This is a genomic window from Alkalihalobacterium sp. TH-98 (assembly GCF_057473385.1).
On record NZ_JBYCKM010000016.1, the window covers coordinates 25,250 to 47,676 of the forward strand.

General features: G+C 37.6%; 23 protein-coding genes and 7 tRNA genes. 7 read left to right on the forward strand and 23 right to left on the reverse strand.

From position 1 onward, the window contains the following. Window positions 1-85: 85 nt before the first annotated feature. Window positions 86-346 carry a metal-sensitive transcriptional regulator gene (locus AC2VNP_RS07050; protein ID WP_209125174.1) on the reverse strand — a complete coding sequence of 87 codons (261 nt, stop codon included), beginning with the start codon at window positions 344-346 and terminating at the stop codon, window positions 86-88. 228 nt (window positions 347-574) lie between these two features. On the opposite strand from AC2VNP_RS07050, the gene mgtE reads away from it, so the two are divergent. Together mgtE and AC2VNP_RS07060 are read left to right on the forward strand one after the other, a co-directional pair. Further along, complete coding sequence (mgtE, locus tag AC2VNP_RS07055) at window positions 575-1,933, forward strand: magnesium transporter (RefSeq protein ID WP_486916671.1); 1,359 nt, start codon at window positions 575-577, stop codon at window positions 1,931-1,933. Window positions 1,934-2,146: 213 nt separating this feature from the next. After that, the gene (locus AC2VNP_RS07060; protein WP_486916650.1) at window positions 2,147-2,734 is read left to right on the forward strand and encodes a YitT family protein; all 588 of its coding nucleotides are present in this window, start codon (window positions 2,147-2,149) and stop codon (window positions 2,732-2,734) included. A 276-nt stretch (window positions 2,735-3,010) separates the two neighbouring features. Here AC2VNP_RS07060 and AC2VNP_RS07065 read toward each other — a convergent pair whose 3' ends face one another. The 4 genes from AC2VNP_RS07065 to AC2VNP_RS07080 all read right to left on the reverse strand — a co-directional run bounded on the left by AC2VNP_RS07065 (window position 3,011) and on the right by AC2VNP_RS07080 (window position 5,933). Continuing rightward, a complete protein-coding gene (locus AC2VNP_RS07065; protein WP_486916651.1) occupies window positions 3,011-4,126 on the reverse strand; it encodes a hypothetical protein in 1,116 nt (371 codons plus the stop codon). Between the two features lies 1 nt (window position 4,127). After that, window positions 4,128-4,661 carry an RNA polymerase sigma factor SigX gene (locus AC2VNP_RS07070; RefSeq protein WP_486916652.1) on the reverse strand — a complete coding sequence of 178 codons (534 nt, stop codon included), beginning with the start codon at window positions 4,659-4,661 and terminating at the stop codon, window positions 4,128-4,130. A gap of 464 nt (window positions 4,662-5,125) precedes the next feature. Beyond that, complete coding sequence (locus AC2VNP_RS07075; protein ID WP_486916653.1) at window positions 5,126-5,320, reverse strand: transposase; 195 nt, start codon at window positions 5,318-5,320, stop codon at window positions 5,126-5,128. 193 nt (window positions 5,321-5,513) lie between these two features. Further along, the gene (locus AC2VNP_RS07080) at window positions 5,514-5,933 is read right to left on the reverse strand and encodes a universal stress protein (RefSeq protein WP_486916654.1); all 420 of its coding nucleotides are present in this window, start codon (window positions 5,931-5,933) and stop codon (window positions 5,514-5,516) included. Window positions 5,934-6,181: 248 nt separating this feature from the next. Here AC2VNP_RS07080 and AC2VNP_RS07085 point away from each other — a divergent pair, with 248 nt between their 5' ends. Continuing rightward, on the forward strand, window positions 6,182-6,772 hold the full coding sequence (locus tag AC2VNP_RS07085) for a DedA family protein (protein ID WP_486916655.1): 591 nt from the start codon (window positions 6,182-6,184) through the stop codon (window positions 6,770-6,772). Between the two features lie 50 nt (window positions 6,773-6,822). Here the strand turns inward: AC2VNP_RS07085 and AC2VNP_RS07090 are convergent, their stop codons facing one another. Next, window positions 6,823-7,242 (reverse strand): hypothetical protein, encoded by a 420-nt coding sequence (locus AC2VNP_RS07090; RefSeq protein ID WP_486916656.1) that lies wholly within the window; start codon window positions 7,240-7,242, stop codon window positions 6,823-6,825. Between the two features lie 365 nt (window positions 7,243-7,607). On the opposite strand from AC2VNP_RS07090, the gene AC2VNP_RS07095 reads away from it, so the two are divergent. Continuing rightward, a complete protein-coding gene (locus AC2VNP_RS07095; protein WP_275120692.1) occupies window positions 7,608-7,799 on the forward strand; it encodes a hypothetical protein in 192 nt (63 codons plus the stop codon). Window positions 7,800-7,990: 191 nt separating this feature from the next. Then, a complete protein-coding gene (locus AC2VNP_RS07100; protein WP_486916657.1) occupies window positions 7,991-8,794 on the forward strand; it encodes an alpha/beta hydrolase family protein in 804 nt (267 codons plus the stop codon). Window positions 8,795-8,845: 51 nt separating this feature from the next. On the opposite strand, the gene AC2VNP_RS07105 is transcribed toward AC2VNP_RS07100, so the two are convergent. From AC2VNP_RS07105 to AC2VNP_RS07115, 3 genes are all read right to left on the reverse strand, one after another. Continuing rightward, entirely contained in the window at window positions 8,846-10,393 is a 1,548-nt protein-coding gene (locus tag AC2VNP_RS07105; RefSeq protein WP_486916658.1) for a peptide chain release factor 3, read from the reverse strand. An 82-nt stretch (window positions 10,394-10,475) separates the two neighbouring features. Next, window positions 10,476-11,471, reverse strand: a complete 996-nt coding sequence (locus AC2VNP_RS07110; RefSeq protein ID WP_486916659.1) for a Gfo/Idh/MocA family protein — start codon at window positions 11,469-11,471, stop codon at window positions 10,476-10,478. 82 nt (window positions 11,472-11,553) lie between these two features. Then, window positions 11,554-12,471, reverse strand: a complete 918-nt coding sequence (locus tag AC2VNP_RS07115) for a YncE family protein (RefSeq protein ID WP_486916660.1) — start codon at window positions 12,469-12,471, stop codon at window positions 11,554-11,556. A gap of 151 nt (window positions 12,472-12,622) precedes the next feature. Between AC2VNP_RS07115 and AC2VNP_RS07120 the strand changes: the two genes are divergently transcribed. After that, complete coding sequence (locus tag AC2VNP_RS07120) at window positions 12,623-13,456, forward strand: MBL fold metallo-hydrolase (RefSeq protein WP_486916661.1); 834 nt, start codon at window positions 12,623-12,625, stop codon at window positions 13,454-13,456. A 118-nt stretch (window positions 13,457-13,574) separates the two neighbouring features. Beyond that, the gene (locus tag AC2VNP_RS07125; RefSeq protein WP_486916662.1) at window positions 13,575-14,030 is read left to right on the forward strand and encodes a DinB family protein; all 456 of its coding nucleotides are present in this window, start codon (window positions 13,575-13,577) and stop codon (window positions 14,028-14,030) included. 45 nt (window positions 14,031-14,075) lie between these two features. Here the strand turns inward: AC2VNP_RS07125 and AC2VNP_RS07130 are convergent, their stop codons facing one another. From AC2VNP_RS07130 to AC2VNP_RS07195, 14 genes are all read right to left on the reverse strand, one after another. Then, a complete protein-coding gene (locus tag AC2VNP_RS07130; protein ID WP_275120699.1) occupies window positions 14,076-14,279 on the reverse strand; it encodes an alpha/beta-type small acid-soluble spore protein in 204 nt (67 codons plus the stop codon). A gap of 241 nt (window positions 14,280-14,520) precedes the next feature. Continuing rightward, the gene (gene glmS / locus AC2VNP_RS07135) at window positions 14,521-16,323 is read right to left on the reverse strand and encodes a glutamine--fructose-6-phosphate transaminase (isomerizing) (protein ID WP_486916663.1); all 1,803 of its coding nucleotides are present in this window, start codon (window positions 16,321-16,323) and stop codon (window positions 14,521-14,523) included. Window positions 16,324-16,779: 456 nt separating this feature from the next. Beyond that, window positions 16,780-18,126, reverse strand: a complete 1,347-nt coding sequence (gene glmM, locus AC2VNP_RS07140) for a phosphoglucosamine mutase (RefSeq protein ID WP_486916664.1) — start codon at window positions 18,124-18,126, stop codon at window positions 16,780-16,782. A gap of 26 nt (window positions 18,127-18,152) precedes the next feature. Beyond that, complete coding sequence (locus AC2VNP_RS07145) at window positions 18,153-19,403, reverse strand: CdaR family protein (RefSeq protein ID WP_486916665.1); 1,251 nt, start codon at window positions 19,401-19,403, stop codon at window positions 18,153-18,155. Next, window positions 19,396-20,220, reverse strand: a complete 825-nt coding sequence (gene cdaA / locus AC2VNP_RS07150) for a diadenylate cyclase CdaA (RefSeq protein WP_486916666.1) — start codon at window positions 20,218-20,220, stop codon at window positions 19,396-19,398. Before cdaA ends, AC2VNP_RS07145 begins: the two co-directional genes overlap by 8 nt. A 128-nt stretch (window positions 20,221-20,348) precedes the next feature. Then, entirely contained in the window at window positions 20,349-20,990 is a 642-nt protein-coding gene (locus tag AC2VNP_RS07155; RefSeq protein WP_486916667.1) for a zf-HC2 domain-containing protein, read from the reverse strand. Window positions 20,991-21,003: 13 nt separating this feature from the next. Beyond that, window positions 21,004-21,567, reverse strand: a complete 564-nt coding sequence (gene sigW, locus AC2VNP_RS07160) for an RNA polymerase sigma factor SigW (RefSeq protein WP_486916668.1) — start codon at window positions 21,565-21,567, stop codon at window positions 21,004-21,006. A gap of 206 nt (window positions 21,568-21,773) precedes the next feature. Then, window positions 21,774-21,849, reverse strand: a tRNA-Ala gene (locus AC2VNP_RS07165). A 4-nt stretch (window positions 21,850-21,853) separates the two neighbouring features. After that, window positions 21,854-21,927 (reverse strand) — tRNA-Gly (locus AC2VNP_RS07170). A 60-nt stretch (window positions 21,928-21,987) separates the two neighbouring features. Then, window positions 21,988-22,062, reverse strand: a tRNA-Gly gene (locus AC2VNP_RS07175). A 4-nt stretch (window positions 22,063-22,066) separates the two neighbouring features. Continuing rightward, window positions 22,067-22,142, reverse strand: a tRNA-Lys gene (locus tag AC2VNP_RS07180). A 3-nt stretch (window positions 22,143-22,145) separates the two neighbouring features. Further along, window positions 22,146-22,220, reverse strand: a tRNA-Gln gene (locus AC2VNP_RS07185). A gap of 12 nt (window positions 22,221-22,232) precedes the next feature. Next, window positions 22,233-22,317, reverse strand: a tRNA-Tyr gene (locus AC2VNP_RS07190). 13 nt (window positions 22,318-22,330) lie between these two features. Then, window positions 22,331-22,406: transfer RNA gene (locus AC2VNP_RS07195), tRNA-Thr, on the reverse strand. Between the last annotated feature and the right edge of the window lie 21 nt (window positions 22,407-22,427).

The following is a 22,427-nucleotide window of genomic DNA, read 5'->3' on the forward strand; positions in this document are numbered from 1 at the left end:
CAATTTCGTATACTTCTTTCATATTTATAGTTATAAAACAAAAAAAGACTGACTTACTATGAAGTCAGTCTAGCCTTACAATTTTTTATCTGCTTTTCACTAATAAATTTACCGCTTCTTTAATCGTTTCCTCTGTGTTTTCCCCGTTTTCAATTTGTTCTCGAATACATGCCTCTAAATTCGTACTTACGACTACTCCAATTGCACGGTCAAGCGCATTACGTACCGCAGCCATTTGTCCAACGATATCTTGACATTCTTTTTCTTCTTCCATCATTTTAAGGATGCCTCGGACTTGACCTTCAATACGCTTCAATCTATTCTTCACTTTATCATCGTATTTCATGCCCATCTCTTACGCCCCCAATTAACATTTTTTTCATTATACACTATTCCTATTTGTTTAACATCTAATTCAAGGTTCTCTCTATAAAGTCTTACATAAACCTATATTTTTAATCCATACAATAATTATTTACTAACTAACAATATTAGAGTACATTTTAATAGGGTTTTATCCAGTCCAACACGGAGAACCTTGCATAAACTAAAACAAACGATAGTGGGTGATACGATGATTGCTAATATGTCAGAAGACCAAATGCTAGTTTTGGTCATAAAATATTTAAAAGAATCCAAACGTCATGCCCTTCAACAACTACTAGATGAGCTTCACCCTTACGACTTTGCACAACTGTACAGAGGTTTACCCGATAAACATCACCATAAATTTCTTACCTTCTTAACGCCTAATCAAATTGCAGCATTAATTGCTGAATTAGAACGGGATCTACAAATTGAAATGTTGCACAAACTCGGCATAGAACGTTCTTCAAAAGTCATGAATTTAATGGATAATGATGATGTTGCTGACTTATTAACTGACCTCTCTGGTGATAAAATTCAAGAATTTCTTGATGCGATGAAACAAGAAGAATCAGAAACGGTTCGGGATTTAATGAATTACCCCCCAGACTCTGCGGGTGGCCTTATGACCGATCAGTTTATATGGATTAAGGAAAATTATACGGTACGAGAAGCAGTCGACAAGCTCAAAGTATATGCCGGGATCTCAGAAAATATTTATTATCTATATGTTATAAATGAAGAGAAAAAGCTTGTTGGTGTTGTTTCTTATCGTGATCTATTAATGGCTCATATTGATGAGAAAATATCAGAAATTATGTTTAGCCGTGTTATCGCCGTACCTGTAGATGCAGATCAAGAAGACGTAGCACAAATCATCGAGCGCTATGATTTTATTGCCGTACCTGTTGTTGATAGTAATGATACGTTATTAGGTATTATCACAGTTGACGATGCAATTGATATCGTTATTCGAGAGGCAAATGAAGATATTGAAAAGTTATCGGCTTCAGGTAAAGACATAGACTTTAACACTAAGGCTATGACAGCTTCAGCGAGGCGACTGCCTTGGCTTATTTTACTTTTATTTATTGGCCTTGTTTCTGGGCAAATACTTAATAGCTTTGAGGAAACATTAGAACAAGTCCTTGCACTCATTTTCTTTATGCCGATGATTGCCGGAATGACTGGAAATACAGGCACTCAATCACTTGCAGTTGTTGTAAGAGGTATTGTGACAACGACTGTAGATCGGAAAACCGTTATTAAATTAATACTCCGGGAACTTCGAGTCGGTATTACAATTGGAATTGTTTGTGGAATTCTTATTCTACTTATTGCGTTTATTTGGCAAGGCAGTTTTGTATTAGGTATTGTCGTCGGCATTTCATTATTAATTACCCTTATCGTTGGAACAATGGCTGGAACAATTATTCCCCTTACCCTCTATCGGCTTGGGGTTGATCCAGCTGTAGCCTCCGGTCCATTAATTACAACATTAAATGATATCTTTTCACTTCTCATTTATTTTGGAATTGCGAGTGCACTGCTCTCTTATTTAATCTAATCAGTCATTTACTAGTTTTTATTACCTGCGTCAAGAATAAAAGAATTTAAAAAATGGAACCTAATAGTACACCTCGGTTCATAACAATAGATATCAAGCCTGGCCCTTATTAGAGCCAGGCTTTTTTAATTTCTGTTCTATCCTAACTAGACATGCATATACCTTATAATTAGAGGGCCGAGCTCTAAACTCAGAAAGCGAAGGGTGCTTCTCATGATTAAAAGAGTGTTAGCAGTTCTAATTGGTAGTCTTTTGATAAGTTACGGGATTAACCAATTCTTCATTCCTCACCATATTCTTGATGGTGGAATGATTGGTGTCGGATTAATCGTTCATTACGTATGGCAACTGGACGTTGGGCTGTCCATTATTTTACTAAGCATACCTATTTATATGTTAGCTTGGAAATACTATCGTGCCTTTTTTTATTACAGTATACCAGGGTTTCTCGTATCGTCCTTATTTATTGATTGGTTTCACTTCCTCACTTTACCCTATGAATTTAATCCACTGCTGAGCGCGATCTTAGGTGGACTTATATTAGGGGCCGGCGTTGGTATCATGTTTCGAGTCGACATAAGCACAGGCGGACTTGATCTTCTTGCCCAAATGATTGCTGATTACTCTAAAGTAAACATTGGGATAATGATCTTTATTATTGATTTCCTTGTTGTTATAGGTGGGATCTTTGTTATTTCCCCTACTGAAGTACTGTTATCGGTTATTGCCGTTACTGCAACTGGTTTCTCTACTATGTTACTCACTTTAGATACGCACGGCTCACCCCATTCCTCCTTTTAATTCGACAACTCATTTCCCGGGAAAGCAATATTCGACTTTTTTTATTTCCCGTATTGTCAAAATAAGAAGGCACAAATGCCGTTTAGTAACACCGTACGGACTAGCCTTGCTAGAGGAGAGAAAGGCTACACGATGAACATGAGTGAATCAATTTGACCTTATCGTACGATGGTGAGGGACTTTCTAGTCTTTAGGTGCTGAAGCTAAGCATCCCTGATATGCTATACTTGCTAACAAAAAGGGCAGTCCTCTAGGGAACTGCCCTTTCTTAGCACCTTAACGAAAAGCTATTCCGTTTGGTGATATTTCTGTTGATATTTTATCATTTAACTGATACGGGCCAAGCTCCTCTACCCCTGCATTTTTAAATTCCACTTCTTCCATCTTGAAGTCCTTAGCAGTTAGTAATATGGCTTCCACAAACATTAATGCATCTTCATATATGGCCAGATTAGTGCCTTGACCAAATGTAATAGTTGCAGCTTGGTCTGACGATTCTAACGTGTCAATAACAATTCCCGGAGTCATAGAAACCATTAAATGAACGATATCTTCAAAGTTAAGTCCTGTTACTTCTCCAAGTCCTCCAACCACTAAAAACGTTCTGCCTGTAGAATTCTCATAAGCTGTGTATCCCGTAGGAGAACTCGTAACTGGCCATTCTTCTATCGGTCCGTAATTTCCAATATCTACTCCTCTTTGTCCATCAATTAAAATATTAAATTTTTGATAGCCTAACGGTTCAATTACAGATTTAATGGACTCCATTAACATGATTTCATTTACAGATCCTGCAGAAACCTGGGGGATATTAACTGAAACTGTCGACTTGGATTCTTCTTCCATAGTCACTCCTTTAAGAGGCGAGGCTAGTAACCCTACAGTTGAAGGGTTATACTCTTCTAAGATCATAGAGATTTGATTAAAGACAGTATCATCGTCTCTCACAATAAAACTCAAAGGAACGATAAACATGGCTTGCTCATCTAGAAATGGTATGGTTACTACTCGTTGATCATCTTGGAGGTTACCCTCAACTATGGCTGAAATATAGTTGGTATGTTCCATTGTTGTTTCTGTTGTTTCCTCTAAAGCTTCGTCCATGTCCACCATGAACATTTCACCCGCTTCTGCTTCTTCTGCATATGGTAAGGCTTCTTCACTTCCATTACTTAGTATCATAGGGATGAGTGCCAATAAAAGAAATGCAGCTGTTGCACCGGCAAGAGCAGGCATCACCCATGATCTTCTTTTTTTCTGAAGTTCAGCAGCATTCATCTGCTTCTTTATATGTTGAAATATCTCATCTTTTGAACGATGATCTTCTACCTTAGGGAGTTGTTTCATTTTATTCTCAAACTCTTCTAAGTCAAAGTTATCTTTGTTGTCCACATTATCCCTCCTTTACAGCCCCAATGTTAGTCTGGCCAACGTATTCCTTTAAAGCTTTAATGGCTCGGTGCGTTGTAGTTTTCACTTTACTTTCAGACCATCCGAGCACTTGGGCTGTTTCAGTAATTGTTAGTGACTGGACATACCTTAGAATAATTACCTGTTGCTGATCTGATGAGCATTCGGCTAGCCCTTTATAAATTAGACGTAATTCATCGGATTGAGTTACAATTTCTTCAGGTAAAGGTGCTGGATCCCGAACTTCTACTTTTTCAATCGGTCCAAGCAATCCTAACCACTTTCTTTTCTGGCGGTTTTGTTTTCGGATCCAATCAATCGTAATATTCCTGGCAATAGAATATAGCCATGTCTTTTCACTGCTTTTTCCTTCAAAAGATACATAAGACTGAAGAACTTTAATATATACTTCTTGAACTAACTCTTCTGCCGTTTCACGACTTCTAACCATATAAAATATAAATTGAAATAATGGCTGATGATACGTTTCATATAAACGATCGAATGTGCTCTCCAAAAAGGACACCTCCCTTATTTAAGACGATAAACAACTGTGTAAGTTACAAAAATCAACGCAAAAAAAGCCCAGAAGGGAGAATCCTTGTGAGCATCGTTACACGTTACACAACTTTTTTGTTTATCTCCTTAGAGATAACGATATGTGAAAGTTTGGAAATTGACAACTTAAATTATTCGACAAACCTACTCCCAATAATCCAATATAAAAACCCATAAAGGAGTGCAATTCCTGCGATTAAAAGAAATAGTGCTTTATTGGATAATTTCAAACTCCATCCACCACCCTAATTATGATTATTTAAATTATAGCATAGGAAGTGGACAAAAAGAATGAACGCTTAAAGAACTGACTAAGCGCTCAAATAGTACAAACTATAAAGGATTAACCCTATTATTCATAGAAATGTAGGATGACTAATAGAAGATCATTAGACGGATTAGAAATGAATGTGGACTCATTCATTAACTTTTCTCAAAAGCAACACTACCTCTTATACGCCGCTTTTGGAACTTTCCTGATTCGTATTCAACCACCCAACGATGGACTAAACCTACACTTAACACATACCTTCTGGCAATCAACGATTTATTTCCTGTGTCAATTGCTTCTTTCACCACCTTCATTTTAAATTCCTTAGAGTAGCTAGCTCGTTTCAACACTCATCCCCCATTCCAACATCTTTTTTGTAAACGCTTTCATTAAACTTGTTATAAAAAAACAACCACTAGCTTAGGGTTGTTTTCAGTTCTTACTAATGTATATGTCTGAATTTTAAAAAAATATCGATAATTTGTCAAGGTATCTAACATTACAATTACATTAAAAACCATTACATCTACGTAAAATATATCACTTAACAATCATGACTGGACAATTGGCACGCTTTGCGACTTTATGACTTACACTACCCAATACCAGTTCTTGAAGTACATTTAAACCTCTACTACCGATGACGATCAAATCAAAATGTTTCTCATTTGCGTACTTTACAATCGCAGGCCCGGGTTCGCCCCTTACAATTTTCACTTCATAATTAATATTTTCATTTTTTGCTTGTTGCTCAATTGCACTCAACTTCTGTTTTCTTTGTGAAGCAATCCCTAAAGCATCCCAATTTTTTAAAACGTCTGCTTTTGACGTGCTCCCGTCGACTACATACAAAACCGTTACAGATGTATCTTTACTCGTTTTAGCGATGGCTATAGCTTTCTCTGCTGCCCTAATGGAATGCTCAGACCCATCAGCAGGAAGTAATATACGTTTAAACATACATATTCCCCTTTCGAAAGTCAGTAAACACACGTTTTGTTTAAGTTGAATTCGTCTAAGCTAGTAAAATAAACGACTGCCATTATTTTCTCTTTATTTTATTATAACTTAAAACAGCCAGACGGTCATTCGACTTTCACTGTGCACATATCATAGAGAGGCAAATTCTCATTTACGTACACGAATTATTAAGTTTATAATGAATTATCATTGTAGGCGAAACCTGAAAGAAGCGATTGAGGGACATTATGGAGTTATTTGAGTTTTTAATCATGAAGTATGGCTATATTGCCATTATTATTATACTTATAGGAGGAATTGTAGGTCTTCCTATACCAGATGAAGTATTACTTACATTGATTGGGTACTATACATATGCTGGTAAAATGTCGTATACATTAGCTTTACTCTCTGCCTTTCTGGGCTCAGCTATCGGTATATCAATCAGTTATTTTTTAGGTGCAAAACTCGGGTTACCTTTCTTATTAAAGTATGGACCACGTTTTCACATTACACATAAAAAAGTAGCCTATACCCAACAGCTCTTTTATAAGTATGGTCCTATCCTTCTTTTTATCGGTTATTTCATTCCAGGACTGCGTCATATTACCGGCTATCTATCTGGAATATCCAAATACAACTTTATGAAGTTTTCTCTCTTTGCCTATACGGGTGCTTTTACATGGGTCTTCCTCTTTATCACACTAGGACAGGAGCTCGGGAATAAGTGGTACATTGTTGAACGCTACTTTTTAAAGGTTGGGTTACTATTATTTGTTCTAATCGTACTCATCAGCATTTTTCTTATACTTAGATATAATTATGCTAAAAAGAAATAAAATAACTACAAAAAGTGAGGGAGATGTCCCTCACTTTTTTAGTATCGTTATTATTCAGCTGATTTCAGTTCGATTTCTTCTTTAAGCTCATCTACTGTATCAAATAACCACGTACCAGTTAACTCTTCACCATCAAAAGCAACTGCTACAAAGCCCTCTTCTACTTGGATGATATCTACTTTATAAGCACCATATTCTTCTTTTTCAGTATCAATTGTATCAATATAACGGATTTCTTGTGCAGAACCCCATAGTAATAACTCTGCTGCATAAGAGCTGTACGTTTTTCCTTCATGTGCTCTCTCTTTGAATTCGTCAGCTGTTAAGTAACCTGTCTCTTCAACCTCAACTACTTCTTCCGTTTCAGTTGCTCCTCCTGCTTGTTCTGTCTCTTCTGCAGGCTCAGTGTCTGCTGTTCCACAGCCAACTAATAACATACCAGCTGCCATAACCATTAAAAACTTTTTCATATCTTCTCAACCCCTATATCTATTTTTCTCTCATGGGCTATTATATAACAAAAAGAATTTTAAGATAAAGTAGAAAGTTTTTACTTTTGTAAAGTTTAAATTTTCACCAAAATTTAACTTTTCTGAAAGTAAATTTACTTTTATACCTATTGAGACCTTTAACCATGCTAACGAACAGCTCAATAAACACCAAATTTACGTGAAGTCTCGTCTATATATTGACTTCAATATTTTGCCGATTATATTTTAATAATCCATATTTATTTATTCTAGATAATCATGTATTATATACAATTGTATGGTTATTACTTCATCATTTTTTTATTAAATAATTTACATAAAAGAAATTCTTAGGAGTCGATAGTATGAAAAAAGATAAAGTGCGTGGTGTAAGCATACACACAACGGGAGAAGGATTAGCTTATTATATTCATTATGATCAAAACGGGACAAAACATGTAGACAAACAAATGTATGAAGAAGCTATTGCTTCACTACAAAAATGGGATCACCAAATCGACCAAAACAAAACCGAAGTTAGAGCATTAAAGCTCTAATCTCGGTTTTTTTCTTTAATGAATTTCTTGAACATAATCCATTATAAATCCGTAACCAGTAAACCCAAACTAGACAAAGCACGAACACAATTCTGCGGAGAAGAAAATTACTTCTTGTAAAATAATTAAAGTCGCTTTATACTTAATTCCAAGTAAACAAATATGTTTTATTGTAATTGGAGGCGTTGTCTATGATTAAGCCCGTTTATTTTCCAGCAGGAGATGTACTTTTGTCCGCTATGATCCACTATCCAAAACAAATGCTAAACAAGCAAGTTCCTGCAGTGATCTTTGTCCACGGTTTTGTGGGGAGTAAGGTCGGTGAACATCGTCTGTTTGTAAAAGCTGCAAACTACTTTTCTGAACGTGGATTCCTTGTTTTCCGCTTTGATTTTGGCGGGTGCGGTGAAAGTGAAGGCGATTATAGTCACGTAACCTTAACAAAACAAGTTAAAGAGCTTCAATCTGCCATTAATTATGTATTATCTATTGATCAAGTCGACCCCGATCTATTAACAGTTGTCGGTCATAGCTTAGGAGGAGCTGTTTCTTCCTTAACTGCTAGCAGGGATGACCGAATTAAGCGGCTTATCTTATGGTCACCTGTTGCTAGACCGTACACAGATATCGTTCGGATTACGAGTGACGAGGCCGTTACTCATACTCACCAATATGGAGTCTTTGATTACAAAGGATTTAACTTAAGCCATTTCTTTTTTGAAGATTTAAAGCTTCACCATCCTTTAAAGGCTTTACGCAATTACCGAGGGCCAGCCTGCATCATTCATGCTGCAGACGATCAAGATGTTCCTGCTGAAAATGCTATTGATTACTATGAAGCATTGAAAGAAAATAGAGCGGGAGCGACTCAATATTCTTTTATTCAAGATGCTGATCACACCTTTTCTAGTTATCTATATGAACAACATTTATTTGATGCTACGTTTGAATGGGTAGCACGTATTGATACTAAAAGTGAAGCCAATATTATATAAAATAGTAAAAGCTAGACGTGCGATAACAGCACCGTCTAGCTTTTTCAAATCCTAAAACAACATATCCCAACCCGAAGATAATTTCACCTCAGGGTACTTATCCTTAAACCAATTGTACGTAAAGTCATTCTCAAATAAGATCACCGTACGTTCGTGAAGATCCTTAACGAGAAGCTTACGGCTGTCTGTCATTCGGTCTGTCACTTCCCCTTCCACGACCCATCTTGCTAGGGAATGCGGAAGATATGTTAATTCAATATCAACGTTATATTCATTCTTCATTCGGTATTCAAAGACTTGATACTGTAATTCACCGACTGCACCTAAAATATAATCATCAAAATAAGGGGTACGGTATAGCTGAATCGTTCCTTCTTGAACAAGCTGGTGAAGGCCTTTATGAAAATGCTTATGTTTTAAAGCATTTTTAGCTATTACTTTAGCAAATCGCTCAGGCGGGAACTGTGGGAGTTCTTCATATTGAAAAACGTCATTTCCCGTTAATAATGTATCTCCCACTTGATAATTGCCAGAATCGTAAATTCCGATAATGTCTCCAGCATAAGCCGTATCGACCGTTTCACGTTCTGAAGCAAAAAATTGATGAGACTGTGCGAGCTTTATTCGTTTCCCCGTTCGGGCAAGGGTTACATCCATCCCTCTCTCAAATGATCCAGAGCAAATACGTAAAAATGCGATTCTATCCCGGTGCTTCGGATTCATGTTCGCTTGAATTTTGAAAATAAATCCAGAAAACTGAGGAGCATTCGGTTGAACTTCCCCTTTTGATGATTGCCTAGGTTGCGGGGGTGCAGCTAATTGAACAAATTGCTCAAGGAATCCTTGAACCCCAAAGTTGCTCAAAGCACTGCCAAAGAAAACAGGAGTCATCTTTCCGTCTCTTACTTTTTCCATTGAAAAAGAGTTTCCTGCTTCATCGAGAAGCATAATATCTTCATCTAATTTTTCCGTTTCATAATCACGAAGACCCGCTTCTTCAAGACTCACGACTTGATGCTCTTGACCTTCAATGAATACTTCAACCGATTGATCCGACCGGTTATAAATACCTTTTAAGGTTTTTCCCATACCGATGGGCCAGTTCATCGCATACGTTTCCATTTCTAACACTTCTTCAATTTCAGCTAATAAGTCTAACGGTTCTTTTCCTTCACGGTCTAGCTTATTAATAAAGGTTAGAATAGGAATTCCTCTCATTTTACAAACCTTAAACAGTTTAAGCGTCTGTGCCTCTATCCCTTTGGTCCCGTCAATAACCATGACTGCAGTGTCAACAGCTGTTAATGTACGATACGTATCCTCACTAAAGTCTTGGTGACCTGGGGTGTCTAAAATATTTATTTGAACTCCGTCGTACTCTAGCTGCATCACACTTGAAGTAACAGATATTCCACGCTGCTTTTCAATCTCCATCCAGTCAGATGTTGCATACACACCAGATTTTTTTCCTTTTACGGTTCCTGCTTTTCTTATTCCCCCACCGAGTAGTAACACTTTTTCTGTTAATGTCGTTTTCCCTGCATCGGGGTGAGAGATAATAGCAAATGTTTTTCTTGGTAATGTTTCTTGTTTACTCATACGATTGCTTCCTTCCTGTCTTGCTCTTATCCCAATAGTATAATGAAAGTTTACTCGACATACAAACTAATTTTTCTACCATTTAAAGAACTTCAACACTCTTCTTTTGAGACAAAGACCTAAAGCAAGCATCCATGACATGCATATTTTTTAAAGTACGATGATTATTATCGTTTAGGTCCTCTTCTTTTAAGATTGCATTGGAAAGATGTTCAATTTGAGCACGATATTGATCGGCTACTAAATTCTCTTCGCGGGTTCCATCCTTAGTTATAACAGTTAGCTTTCCTGCCCCGCCTTGCTTATCGGGACGAAATGCTTGAGGAACAATAATTCTCCCATTTGTTCCGATGACTTCGTATTGATTGATTGAAAATTGCTCAAAACTGCTGGTAAACGTTGCAAGCACCTGATTTGGAAAAGCCATCACCCCTTGTACGGTTAGGTCAACTTGACTTTTTTCATCTACATTTCCTTTACAATCCACAGAAAGGGGCTCCGCCTCTAAAATAGAAAGAATGGAATGAATACAATAACAGCCGACATCGTATAGGCTGCCGCCGCCAAGTTGAGCGTTTAACCGAATATTCTTTGCTGTTAAGTCTAATAAATAGGTGAACGCTGCATTCATCTGCTTAACTGTACCGATCTCCCCTGATTTTATAATTTCCTTCACTCTTTTGTGTTGAGGGTGAAACTGATACATGAACGCTTCCATAAACTTAACTCCCTGCTGTTTGCATACTGCAAGCATTTCTTCTACTTCTTTACTGTTTAACGCTGCTGGTTTCTCACAAAGAATGTGCTTGCCGTTTAAAGCAGCTTCGATCACCCACTTTTTATGCAGAGCATTTGGTAACGGAATATATATTGCATCAATATCCGGGTCTGTTAACAGTTCTTCATAAGACGAGTAGGCTTTCGGAATATTGAATTCTTCTGCAGTATGTTTTGGTGCTCCTTTTTGACTGCTGATTGCTAGAATATCAGCATTGTTTGCTCGTTTTATCGCAGGGATTACGGCTTTTTTCGCTATTCCAGCATCCCCTAATACACCCCAATTTATCGATTGTTTCATTTAATATGACCTCCAATTTGTTCATAAAAAGATCCTACCATGTTTTATAATTACACAGTAGGAATCGGCTTAGCATTTAAAATTATTTTTTTAAGTAGGCAATTCCATCCGGATGAATACCGACTTCAATTTTTTGTTCTTCTTTTAAGGTCTCCATATTAATGACCGAAATGTCGTTTGTTTTATTATTAGCTACGAATGCTAGTGTACCTTGTTCATTAAATACTGTTCCTCCAGGCCATACACCGACACGGATCCGTTTCACTTCCCAAGGTCGAACATTTCCTTTTAGTTCATGGGCTGTTTCAATAATGGATAAATCGCCAGACTCTCGGTTTGGAATTAATGCATATTTGCCATCAGGTGAAAAGACGATACGAATAGGCACACTTCCAACACGACGTTTATGCTCTACTTCAAGGGTCTGTGTATTAATGACATATAAATTATTATCTCCTTGATTAGCGACATATAAATGTTCACCATTTGGGTGTACTGCTACTCCTTCTGGTGCTTTTCCAACCGGAAAATGATTAACGATCTCCTCTTTTTCAGTGTCGACTACCGTCATATTATCTGAACCAATGTTTGGAACATATACAGTTTTCCCGTCTGGTGAGAACGAAATCATATGCGATAGTTTTTGATATGTAGGAAATACTTTTTCAATTTCATCAGTTTCACTATTGATGATAAATACTTTTTCACTATATGTAGAAGCCATGTAAATCTTTTTCCCGTCAGTCGTTACTCCTAACCCGTGTGGGAAGTTAAAGTCTGGATGTTCCAGCGTTTTTTCAATTTCAAATGTTTCATTGTTTATGATATTTATTTTATTACCTAACGAGCATGTAACGTACGTTTTTTTACCGTTGGGCGTAACTACAACTTCATGTGGATTGTAGTCTGTCTCAATCGTCTTTTCAATTTCATTCGTTTGTAGATTAACTATTGAAATTGTATCCTCATCTTTATTCAAAACAATTAAATACTCTTGCATTTAGTATTCCCCCTTATGAATTTCGTCACCCTAAATATATCATTGGCTATCCTTTTTACACAAACGATTTAAACGCTCTTAAATGATTTATAATGATCTGTGGTATGATAATAACTGGATTTTTATTCACATAATAGACTAGGTGGTCAAAATGAAACTATCAAAGACAATCTCAACACACGACGAAGTCACATGTCTACATGGCACAATTAAGAAATTCGGAAGAACATTTACATTCAATGTTTATTATATAGACGGTCTGCTCATTGACACAGGTCCTGTGTGCGCCAAAGAAATCGTTATTGATTTTGTGAAGATAGTAAAACCAAAACAGGTCTTACTTACCCATCATCATGAAGATCATGCTGGAAATGCAGCTACCTTATCGAAACTGTTTGATTTACCAATAAAAATGAGTGCTCTTACAGCTAAAATTCTTCAAGCTCCTCCTAACATTCCATTCTATAGACGCTTAATTTGGGGAAAAGAAATCAAAAACGTTCATGGAGATATTGTTCAAAACTCAATTACTACTGAAAATCATCTGTTTATGATTGCTGAAACACCAGGCCACTCCATCGACCATATTTGTTTAGTTAATGAAACGAAAGGCTGGTTATTTTCTGGCGATTTATTCTTAGGCAAGCGCCTTTTGTATGGTATGAAGGGTGAGTCGATTCCTCAATTATACAAATCGGTTAGTCATATATTAGATTACCAATTTGATACTGTATTTTGTGGACACGCAGGAATTGTCGGACACGGACACGAAGCACTTGAAGCAAAGAAGCATTTTCTAGAAACACTCATATCTGAAACGACCTCCTTGTACAAAAGGGGCTGGAGCGAAGAAAAAATAACAAGAAAACTGCTTTCTCGACAATCCGCTATCCAACTGTTCTCTGGCGGCGAAATGGCACCTAAGCACTTAATTCACTCGATTATAGAGTCCATCTCTTCTCAAAACCGTGTAAGAACGAATTAATTTTATTAGGGTGACTAAACGTCGCCTTTTTTACTTCAAATGCAAAACAGTTTCCTTTTGTAGCTTTTTCGTATACAATTATTATCGGAATTATCTAAAAATATTTAGGGGGTTTACTATGGCTGTTACTGCATTTGCATTTGCTCGATCTGCCAACATTCAAGTTTTAAATGCGGCAAAGGAACATCAACTCGACGCAGTTCCTGAAGGGTTTAACAATTCAGTCCGCTGGAATGTCGGACATGTTCTCGTTATCGCTGAAACGGTATTAAGACATTCTGAGCATTACGAACCTGTTTTACCAAGCTTATATAAGAGGTTGTTTGATATGGAGACAAGACCATCTGAATGGACAGAAGAACCTCCATCTGTTGCTGAAATCATGGAAATGTCTCAGAAACAATTAAAAGCGGTACAGAAGTTAAATAGTGAGCATGGGGACACTACTTTTGCCAAACCATTTGTTTTATTTGGTACTACTTTTGATAATGTTTCAGACGCTCTAACATTTATATCTTTTCATGAAGGTCTTCACTATATGACCTGTAAATACTTATTAAAGAAAACCAAATAAATGAAAGGGAGGAAGAGTATCTACTCTTCCTCCAAACCATACATATTATCTTTGATAACCGCCAAGTTGTTGCTCAGCCATTTGTACTAAACGCTTCGTGATTTCTCCACCTACAGAACCGTTTGAGCGAGCAGTAGTGTCAGCTCCGAGTTGTACACCGAATTCTTGTGCAATTTCCATTTTCATTTGATCAATTGCTTGTTGTGCATTTGGTGCTACTAGTTGGTTTGAAGAATTATTGTTTGCCACTAGAAATCAACTCCTTAATAAGATTTAATTATATTATTTTCTAGAGTTGAGATCCTAAACATGGTAATTTATTCCTCAAATTTTAGTAACGTTTTATGAAAAAATTGAAAACCCCCGGTTAACAGCGCTTGAACTGGTGTTAGACAGGGTATAAATAATTTAGTTCGAACAAAAACGAGACCTAATTGGCCTCGTTTTTTGAAATCGATCAACTTGTATGTCGATTACAAGTCCATTTTTATTATTCAACAGTTACAGATTTTGCTAGGTTACGTGGCTTATCAACATCACAACCACGGTGTAACGCAGCATAGTACGAAATAAGCTGTAATGGGATTACACTCACGATTGGTGTTAAATACTCATGTACACTCGGGATAACAAATGCATCATCTACATCCTCTAAACCTTCCATACTAATAATGCATGGATTTGCCCCACGTGCTGCAACTTCTTTCACGTTTCCTCGAATACTTAAATTAACATGTTCTTGAGTAGCTAAAGCAATGACAGGTGTTCCTTCTTCAATTAATGCAATCGTTCCGTGCTTTAACTCACCACCAGCAAAGCCTTCAGCTTGAATATAAGAAATCTCTTTTAATTTAAGTGCTCCCTCTAGGCCTACATAAAAGTCAAGACCGCGACCGATAAAGAAACAATTTCGAGTCGTTGATAAGAAATCTCTAGCTAATTTTTCGAGCGTTTCCTTTTGATCACATAAAGCTTCAATAGATGTTGCCACAAGACTCAATTCATAAATTGGATCGAAGTCAATGTCAAAGCCTTGAGCTTTAGCTGTATCTACAGCAAGAATTGCTAGAACAGCCATTTGTGCTGTATATGCTTTTGTTGAAGCTACTGCAATTTCCGGCCCTGCATACGTATGAAGCGTATAATTGGCTTCACGCGATAACGTAGAGCCGGGTACATTCGTAATCGTTAAAGCACGATAGCCAAGTTTTCTGACGTTCACTAATACGCCTCGACTATCGGCTGTCTCACCACTTTGTGAGATAAAAATAAAGAGTGGGTTTTCTGATAACAACGGCATGTTATATAAGAATTCACTTGCAATGTGAACTTCTACCGGCATATTTGCAAGTCGTTCAATGAGCTGCTTTCCAACTAATCCTGCATGATAACTCGTTCCGGCAGCAATAATGTAAATGCGGTCTGCTTCCTTCATCGCTTCTCGAATATTATCATCTAATTGAATTTTGTCATCACTATCTTTATATTTAGAGATAATGTTACGAATAACAACAGGCTGCTCATCGATTTCTTTTAACATGAAATGAGGGTATGTTCCTTTTTCAATGTCACTTGCATCTAATTCAGCTTTAAATGGTTCTCTTGAGATCGTTACACCTGCTAAATTCTTAATCTCTATTTCCTCACGAGTAACAATTACAATTTCTTGATCCATTAATTCAACAAACGTATCTGTCACTTGCAACATAGCCATCGCATCACTTGCAACAACATTTACATCTTCACCAATCCCTACTAAAAGCGGACTTTTATTTTTACCGACATAGATTTTTTCCGGATCCTTCTCGTCGATTAACGCCGCAGCGTATGATCCTTTTAGTAACGATAATGTTTGACGAAATGCTTTTTCAACAGTCTGACCTTCGTTAAGAGATTTTTCTACAAGTTGAACGATGACTTCCGTATCAGTATCACTTTCAAACGTTACATCTTGTAAAAAGTCACGTTTAAGCTGAGAATAGTTTTCAATAACCCCATTATGAACAATCGTAAAGCGATGTGAAGTACTTTGATGAGGATGAGCATTTACCCTACTTGGTTCACCGTGTGTCGCCCAACGAGTATGACCAATTCCAACCGTTCCAGTCACATTCTCATCAACAGCCTCACGAAGTATTGCAATACGTCCCTTTTCTTTAAAAAGGTGAACACCTTCATCGTTTACAATTGCAATTCCGGCAGAGTCATAGCCACGATACTCTAGCTTTTCTAACCCTTTTAATAAAATCTCTTTAGCATCCTGCGTTCCAATATATCCAACAATTCCACACATGGTTAATTTCCTCCAATCGGGAGGCAAGAAACACCCATGTTTATTTCACTTATCCAAGGGCATTTTCTTGCCCCCACTCTTCTGATAGTCAATTATTAACACCAGTGCTTTTGATTTTGTACAGAAAGTCACCTCTCCGTTTTTTACAAAAACTTTCGGTTGTGATGTTCAACCGAGGGGCATCCGCCGATCTTCGATAAACCCCTTCCTCGTCAACTATTCATCGTCCCAGAATAGTTCAGGCGCTTTAAATTATGAAACTAGTTGTCTGACCTCCTGTCTTTTTCAAAGTCAAAGATAATAATACAATATGACATTGAAAATGGTCAATCTATTTCCTAAATGAAATGTAAAGATGTTAAATATTTACATAGCAATTCCACTCAAACATTTCCCAGTTTCAAGTCCTGTAGTATTAAAAATATGCAAAAGCGGCACGTCTTGTGCCGCTTTTTCTTATTCGGGTAATCCCATTTCAGCTCGAACGACATCCGCAATTTCATTCACGAATTGTCCACAAAGTTCTTCCGTTTTCGCTTCTACCATTACACGAACTAATGGTTCGGTACCCGACGGTCGCACAAGCACACGTCCGTTGCCAGCCATTTCTCCTTCGACTTTTGCAATCACTTGTGCGACTTTTTCGTTTTCCTGAACTGCGTTTTTATCGGTTACGCGAATATTAACAAGAACTTGAGGGAATTTCTTCATCTCACCTGCTAATTGAGATAAAGGTTTACCCGTTACTTTAACAATATTCACTAATTGTAAAGCTGATAGCATACCATCTCCAGTTGTAATATGGTCGAGGAATATGATATGACCAGACTGTTCGCCGCCAAGGTTATATCCGCCTTTTCTCATTTCTTCCATAACATAGCGGTCGCCTACACCGGTTTGTTTCGTCTCGACACCAATTTCCTCAATTCCTTTATAGAACCCTAGGTTACTCATAACTGTTGAGACAACTGTATTATGTTTTAACCAACCTTGTTCTTTCATATACTTTGCACAAATATACATAATTTGGTCGCCATCCACGATATTTCCTTTTTCATCTACAGCAATCAATCGGTCTGCATCCCCATCAAAAGCTAAACCTAGATGGGCTCCCTTCTCGACTACTAGAGATGCTAGTGCTTCTGGATGCGTAGAGCCAACGCCGTCATTAATATTAGTACCGTTAGGAGATGTCCCCATCGTATAAATATCTGCCTCTAAATCTGCAAATAGATGCGGTGCTAACGAAGATGCTGCTCCGTGGGCACAATCCAACGCAACTCTTAAACCAGCGAAGTCCTCTTGTACAGTTTGCTTTAAGAACTGAAGATATTTTTGGCCTCCTTCAAAATAATCATTGACCTGGCCTAATTCAGCCCCTACTGGTCGAGGTAGCGTATCTTCTTGATCTAAGAGTGTTTCAATTTCTTGTTCTTGGGTATCTAATAATTTAAACCCGTCCGGTCCAAAAAATTTAATTCCATTATCAGCAACCGGATTATGAGATGCTGATATCATAATTCCTGCTTGAGCACTTAATGCTTTAGTTAAGAATGCAACTCCTGGTGTTGAGATAACGCCTAGACGCATAACCTCCGCACCGATGGAAAGTAACCCTGCAACGAGTGCACCTTCAAGCATTTCGCCCGATATGCGTGTGTCACGGCCAATTAGTACTTTCGGTTTCTGAGTATTTTTAGTTAAAATATATCCACCCACACGGCCTAATTTGAATGCTAACTCTGGTGTTAATTCCGTATTGGCCACACCGCGCACTCCATCAGTTCCAAAATATTTACCCATCAATAATCTCTCCTTCAATAAATCCCTTATTGATCATCTTGTTCATTTTCCTCGACTATAATTAACGCTTTTTCAGTTGCTGTTAGTAATAACAAGTTTTGGGGTCCCACTACTTGTAGGTCGACTTCATGTTCTCCTGGAGAAAGCTGATTAATATCAACAAACACCTGTATATCTCCTCTGCTTACTTTATCTAAAAGGATACGTGAGCCTTTTAGAATAACATCTGTAAATTGATTTTCAGGTGTAACAAATTCAGCTGTATATCCTTCGGTTAATCCAGTAATCTCGATTGGTATTTCTTCTAAGATTAATGTCTCTTCTACGCTTAACTCAATGGTTACATTAACGACCTCAGGATCTACCTTCTCTACCCCGCGTGGCTTTGGCACAGTTAATTGAACAGTTTGGCTTTGTGTAATTTCACTTAAGTCTAAGTTAATCCCTTCAATTAAGGAAATGTTGTTAAGAACATCTTGTGGTCCAAAAATTGTAACGACTTTTGGATCTACAGTCAACGAATTTATGCTTAAACCTTCAGGAAGTTCTCCTTGCCTAGATACCTTTATAGGAACTTCTTTATATGGACTTGTAACTGGTATACGGACATCAACAACAGATGGGTCAACATCAAGATGCAGTTCATTTCCAAAGTGATCATATAACTTTACAGGACCGCTTTTTTCAAACGTTTGATCCGCGCCTTTTACATCAATATATACTTTAGCGATAGCAACCTGGTCAATAAACTCTTCAGCTGCAGTAACTTCAACGTTAACTGGTGTTACAATCGGTGTTCCAATGGAATACCCTTCTTCAACTTCGTCTCTATTCACTAACTCGACTTCAACTGGTAAGGAGACGGTTTTCTTTTCTTGTAATACAACCCGAACAAACTTCGGAACTATTGAAACCGTAACATCATTTGGAAAACCTCGATGTTCAACACTTACATTATGCACACCGGCCTCTAAGTCGGTTAAATCAACAAACACCTCATACGAAGGGCGAGTAAACTGAAAAAGTGTAATTGAACTTTGTGGTCCTTTTAAATTAACTTGAACACTTTCTGTCATCTCAGTCACTGCAAATCGTTCTGTATCATAAATAGGTGTAACGTCAACTTCTTCTAATGTGTATGTACCAGGACTAACAGGAGGCAAGACCCCTGCTGGTTGATTGTATATATTGTCATAATTCACCATCATAAAAAGCATTAGGGCGATGAAGAATGAGATTATTTTTACAAACCATGGACTATTAATAAACTTATCCATTTTTCTTACCTCCCCATTGCCAGCGAGAGGCCGAAGTTGTTTTCGTTTCTATAATTAATTCTTTTTCTAAAAGATGTCGTAACTGTTCTTCATTTAAATCTCGGTGGAGTTCTCCATTTTTCGTCAGAGATACATTCCCCGTTTCTTCTGATACGACAATCGTTATACTATCTGTAACTTCACTAATTCCAAGCGCAGCACGATGTCGTGTACCTAACTCCTTTGATATAAATGGATTTTCAGATAAAGGTAAATAACATCCTGCAGCTAAAATTGCATTTTCTTTAATAATGACTGCTCCATCGTGTAAAGGAGTGTTAGGTATGAATACATTTATTAATAGCTCAGAAGTTAATTTAGCATTCATACCAATTCCCGTTTCCACATAGTCGTTCATTCCCGTTTCTCTTTCGACTGAAATAAGAGCACCAATACGACGCTTAGCCATATAACTAGCAGCTTTTAAGATAGCTTCAATAGATTTTGAAGCTATCTCTTCTTGTGGGGCATTCGTTCTTGAGAAAAACCGTCCCCTACCTAACTGCTCCAGCGCTCTTCTCAATTCGGGCTGAAATATAATAATAATTGCTAGTAAACCGTAAGTCACCGTCTGTGTCATCAGCCAATGAAGCGTACGTAAGCCAAGGATATTACTTAAGAACCAAACAGCCAAGATGACCGTAATTCCCTTTAATAACTGTACAGCTCGTGTGCCTCGAATAACCATAATCAGCTTATAGATAACATAGGTGACCAATAATATATCAACGATACTGCCTAGATGTCTAAGAAATTGAATTTCACCGTCAGGAAACATGCTTGTATCCTCCAAACATTAGTAAAACAAAACTATACTATATAAGTATCTTTTTCATTATATCATAAAGAAATACCTTTCATATTTTTAGTTTTATATTAAAACTATAAAGTTTTCTATAAAATTCATTAGCTTTCTTTTTCTCCATCAAATACATTTATTACTTCTAACAGAAACTCTTTTATATGATACCAAGTCCATTCTAACACTTGGTTAATTTCCTTTATTTCTCCGCTTACAGACCCAGCAGATGCTAAATATTGCTCACTATTAATCAACAATATACTGCCATTTACCTCACCTGCTACTTCAAGTTTTCCATTACGAATCGTTAGGTCGCCTTCAACCACTTCACCTTCTGGCACAATAACTGTCCCAGTTTCTTTATCAATTTGAATATTTCCAGCACCCGAAACCATTAATTGTCCATCTTGATGATTCCAGATGGAAACAATACTAGATGACATAAATACTAAAAATAGAGCAGCAGCCACCAAAAAAGGATGACGTCTAATCCACTTTTTCCAAGTTCGTGATGTTGACTTTTTATTTTCCGGCAATTGCTTTAATACATTAGCTGTAAAATCATTGGGTGCAGAAATATGTGAAGAACTTTGGACAAATGCAATAGTACGCTTTAACTCATTATAATGTTCACTACAATCTTCACACTTGTTTATATGTTCATATAGTTCAGCTCGTTCTTTTTCAGAAGCTTCACCGTCAAAATACTTATGCATTAAGAGTACATATTGGCGCTCACAAGCCATCCTAAATCCCCCTTTATTTATTTCGCATTCTCTTTCTTAATGCTTCTCTCCCTCTATGTATACGAGTCTTTACCGTTGAAACTGGTAAATCCAAAATGTCACTAATTTCTTTTAGGGAAAGGTCTTCGATGTATTTGAGTATGATCGCCGAACGATACTTCGGAGGAAGTTGATTGATCTCATCCTGTATCCACTCTTGCATTTCTATCGTTACTACTTGGTCCTCAGGCAAATCTTGATCTGCAGCAATTTGAGATTGAACCGTCAACCCTTCACTTCCAGAAATAGGATCACTTAAAAAATAATCTGGTTTTTTCTTTCGTAAACGGTCAATTGAAAGATTGGTCGTAATTCTAAAGAGCCATGTGGAGAATTTCCGTGACGAATCATAACTATCAATATTCGTATAAGCACGTAAAAAAGCTTCTTGCGCAATATCTTGTGCTTCATGCACGTTACCTACCATTCGATAGGATAGTTGATAGACTCTATCTTTAAACAATTCTACTAATTCCCCAAAAGCCTGTTGATCCCCTTTTTTAACTTCTTTAATAAGTTGTTGTACTATTCTATCCATTTCTATTCCCTCCGCTTATAAGTGCGGTTAGTGTATATACGAACCACCTAAGAAAAGGTTTCACTTTGTTAAAAACTCTTCTTAAAATATACTACCTATTTTACCACTTTTATTTGGGAATAGAAGGAAATATAGAATAATAGTTTATTTTCTTTAAAAAACAAAAAATCCTTAGACATAGTATCTAAGGTTACATTTATTATCTTTGGTGGAGCCTAGCGGGATCGAACCGCTGACCTCCTGCGTGCAAGGCAGGCGCTCTCCCAGCTGAGCTAAGGCCCCATAATGGAGCGGGTGATGAGAATCGAACTCACGACATCAGCTTGGAAGGCTGAGGTTTTACCATTAAACTACACCCGCAGATTATTCACTTTAAAACACCTATTTTGTCCAAAGGTAGCCGATGAATAGATGCACCTTTGGAGCGGAAGACGGGACTCGAACCCGCGACCCTCACCTTGGCAAGGTGATGTTCTACCACTGAACTACTTCCGCAAAATGGTGAGCCATGAAGGACTCGAACCTTCGACCCTCTGATTAAAAGTCAGATGCTCTACCAACTGAGCTAATGGCTCGAATGGCTGGGCTAGCAGGATTCGAACCTGCGCATGGCGGAGTCAAAGTCCGGTGCCTTACCGCTTGGCTATAGCCCATCCTAATTTAAATGGTGGAGGGGGACGGATTCGAACCGCCGAACCCTCAGGGAGCGGATTTACAGTCCGCCGCGTTTAGCCACTTCGCTACCCCTCCAGCTAGTAAAAAATGGTGCCGGCGAGAGGACTTGAACCCCCAACCTACTGATTACAAGTCAGTTGCTCTACCAATTGAGCTACACCGGCATAATGGTGGAGGATGACGGG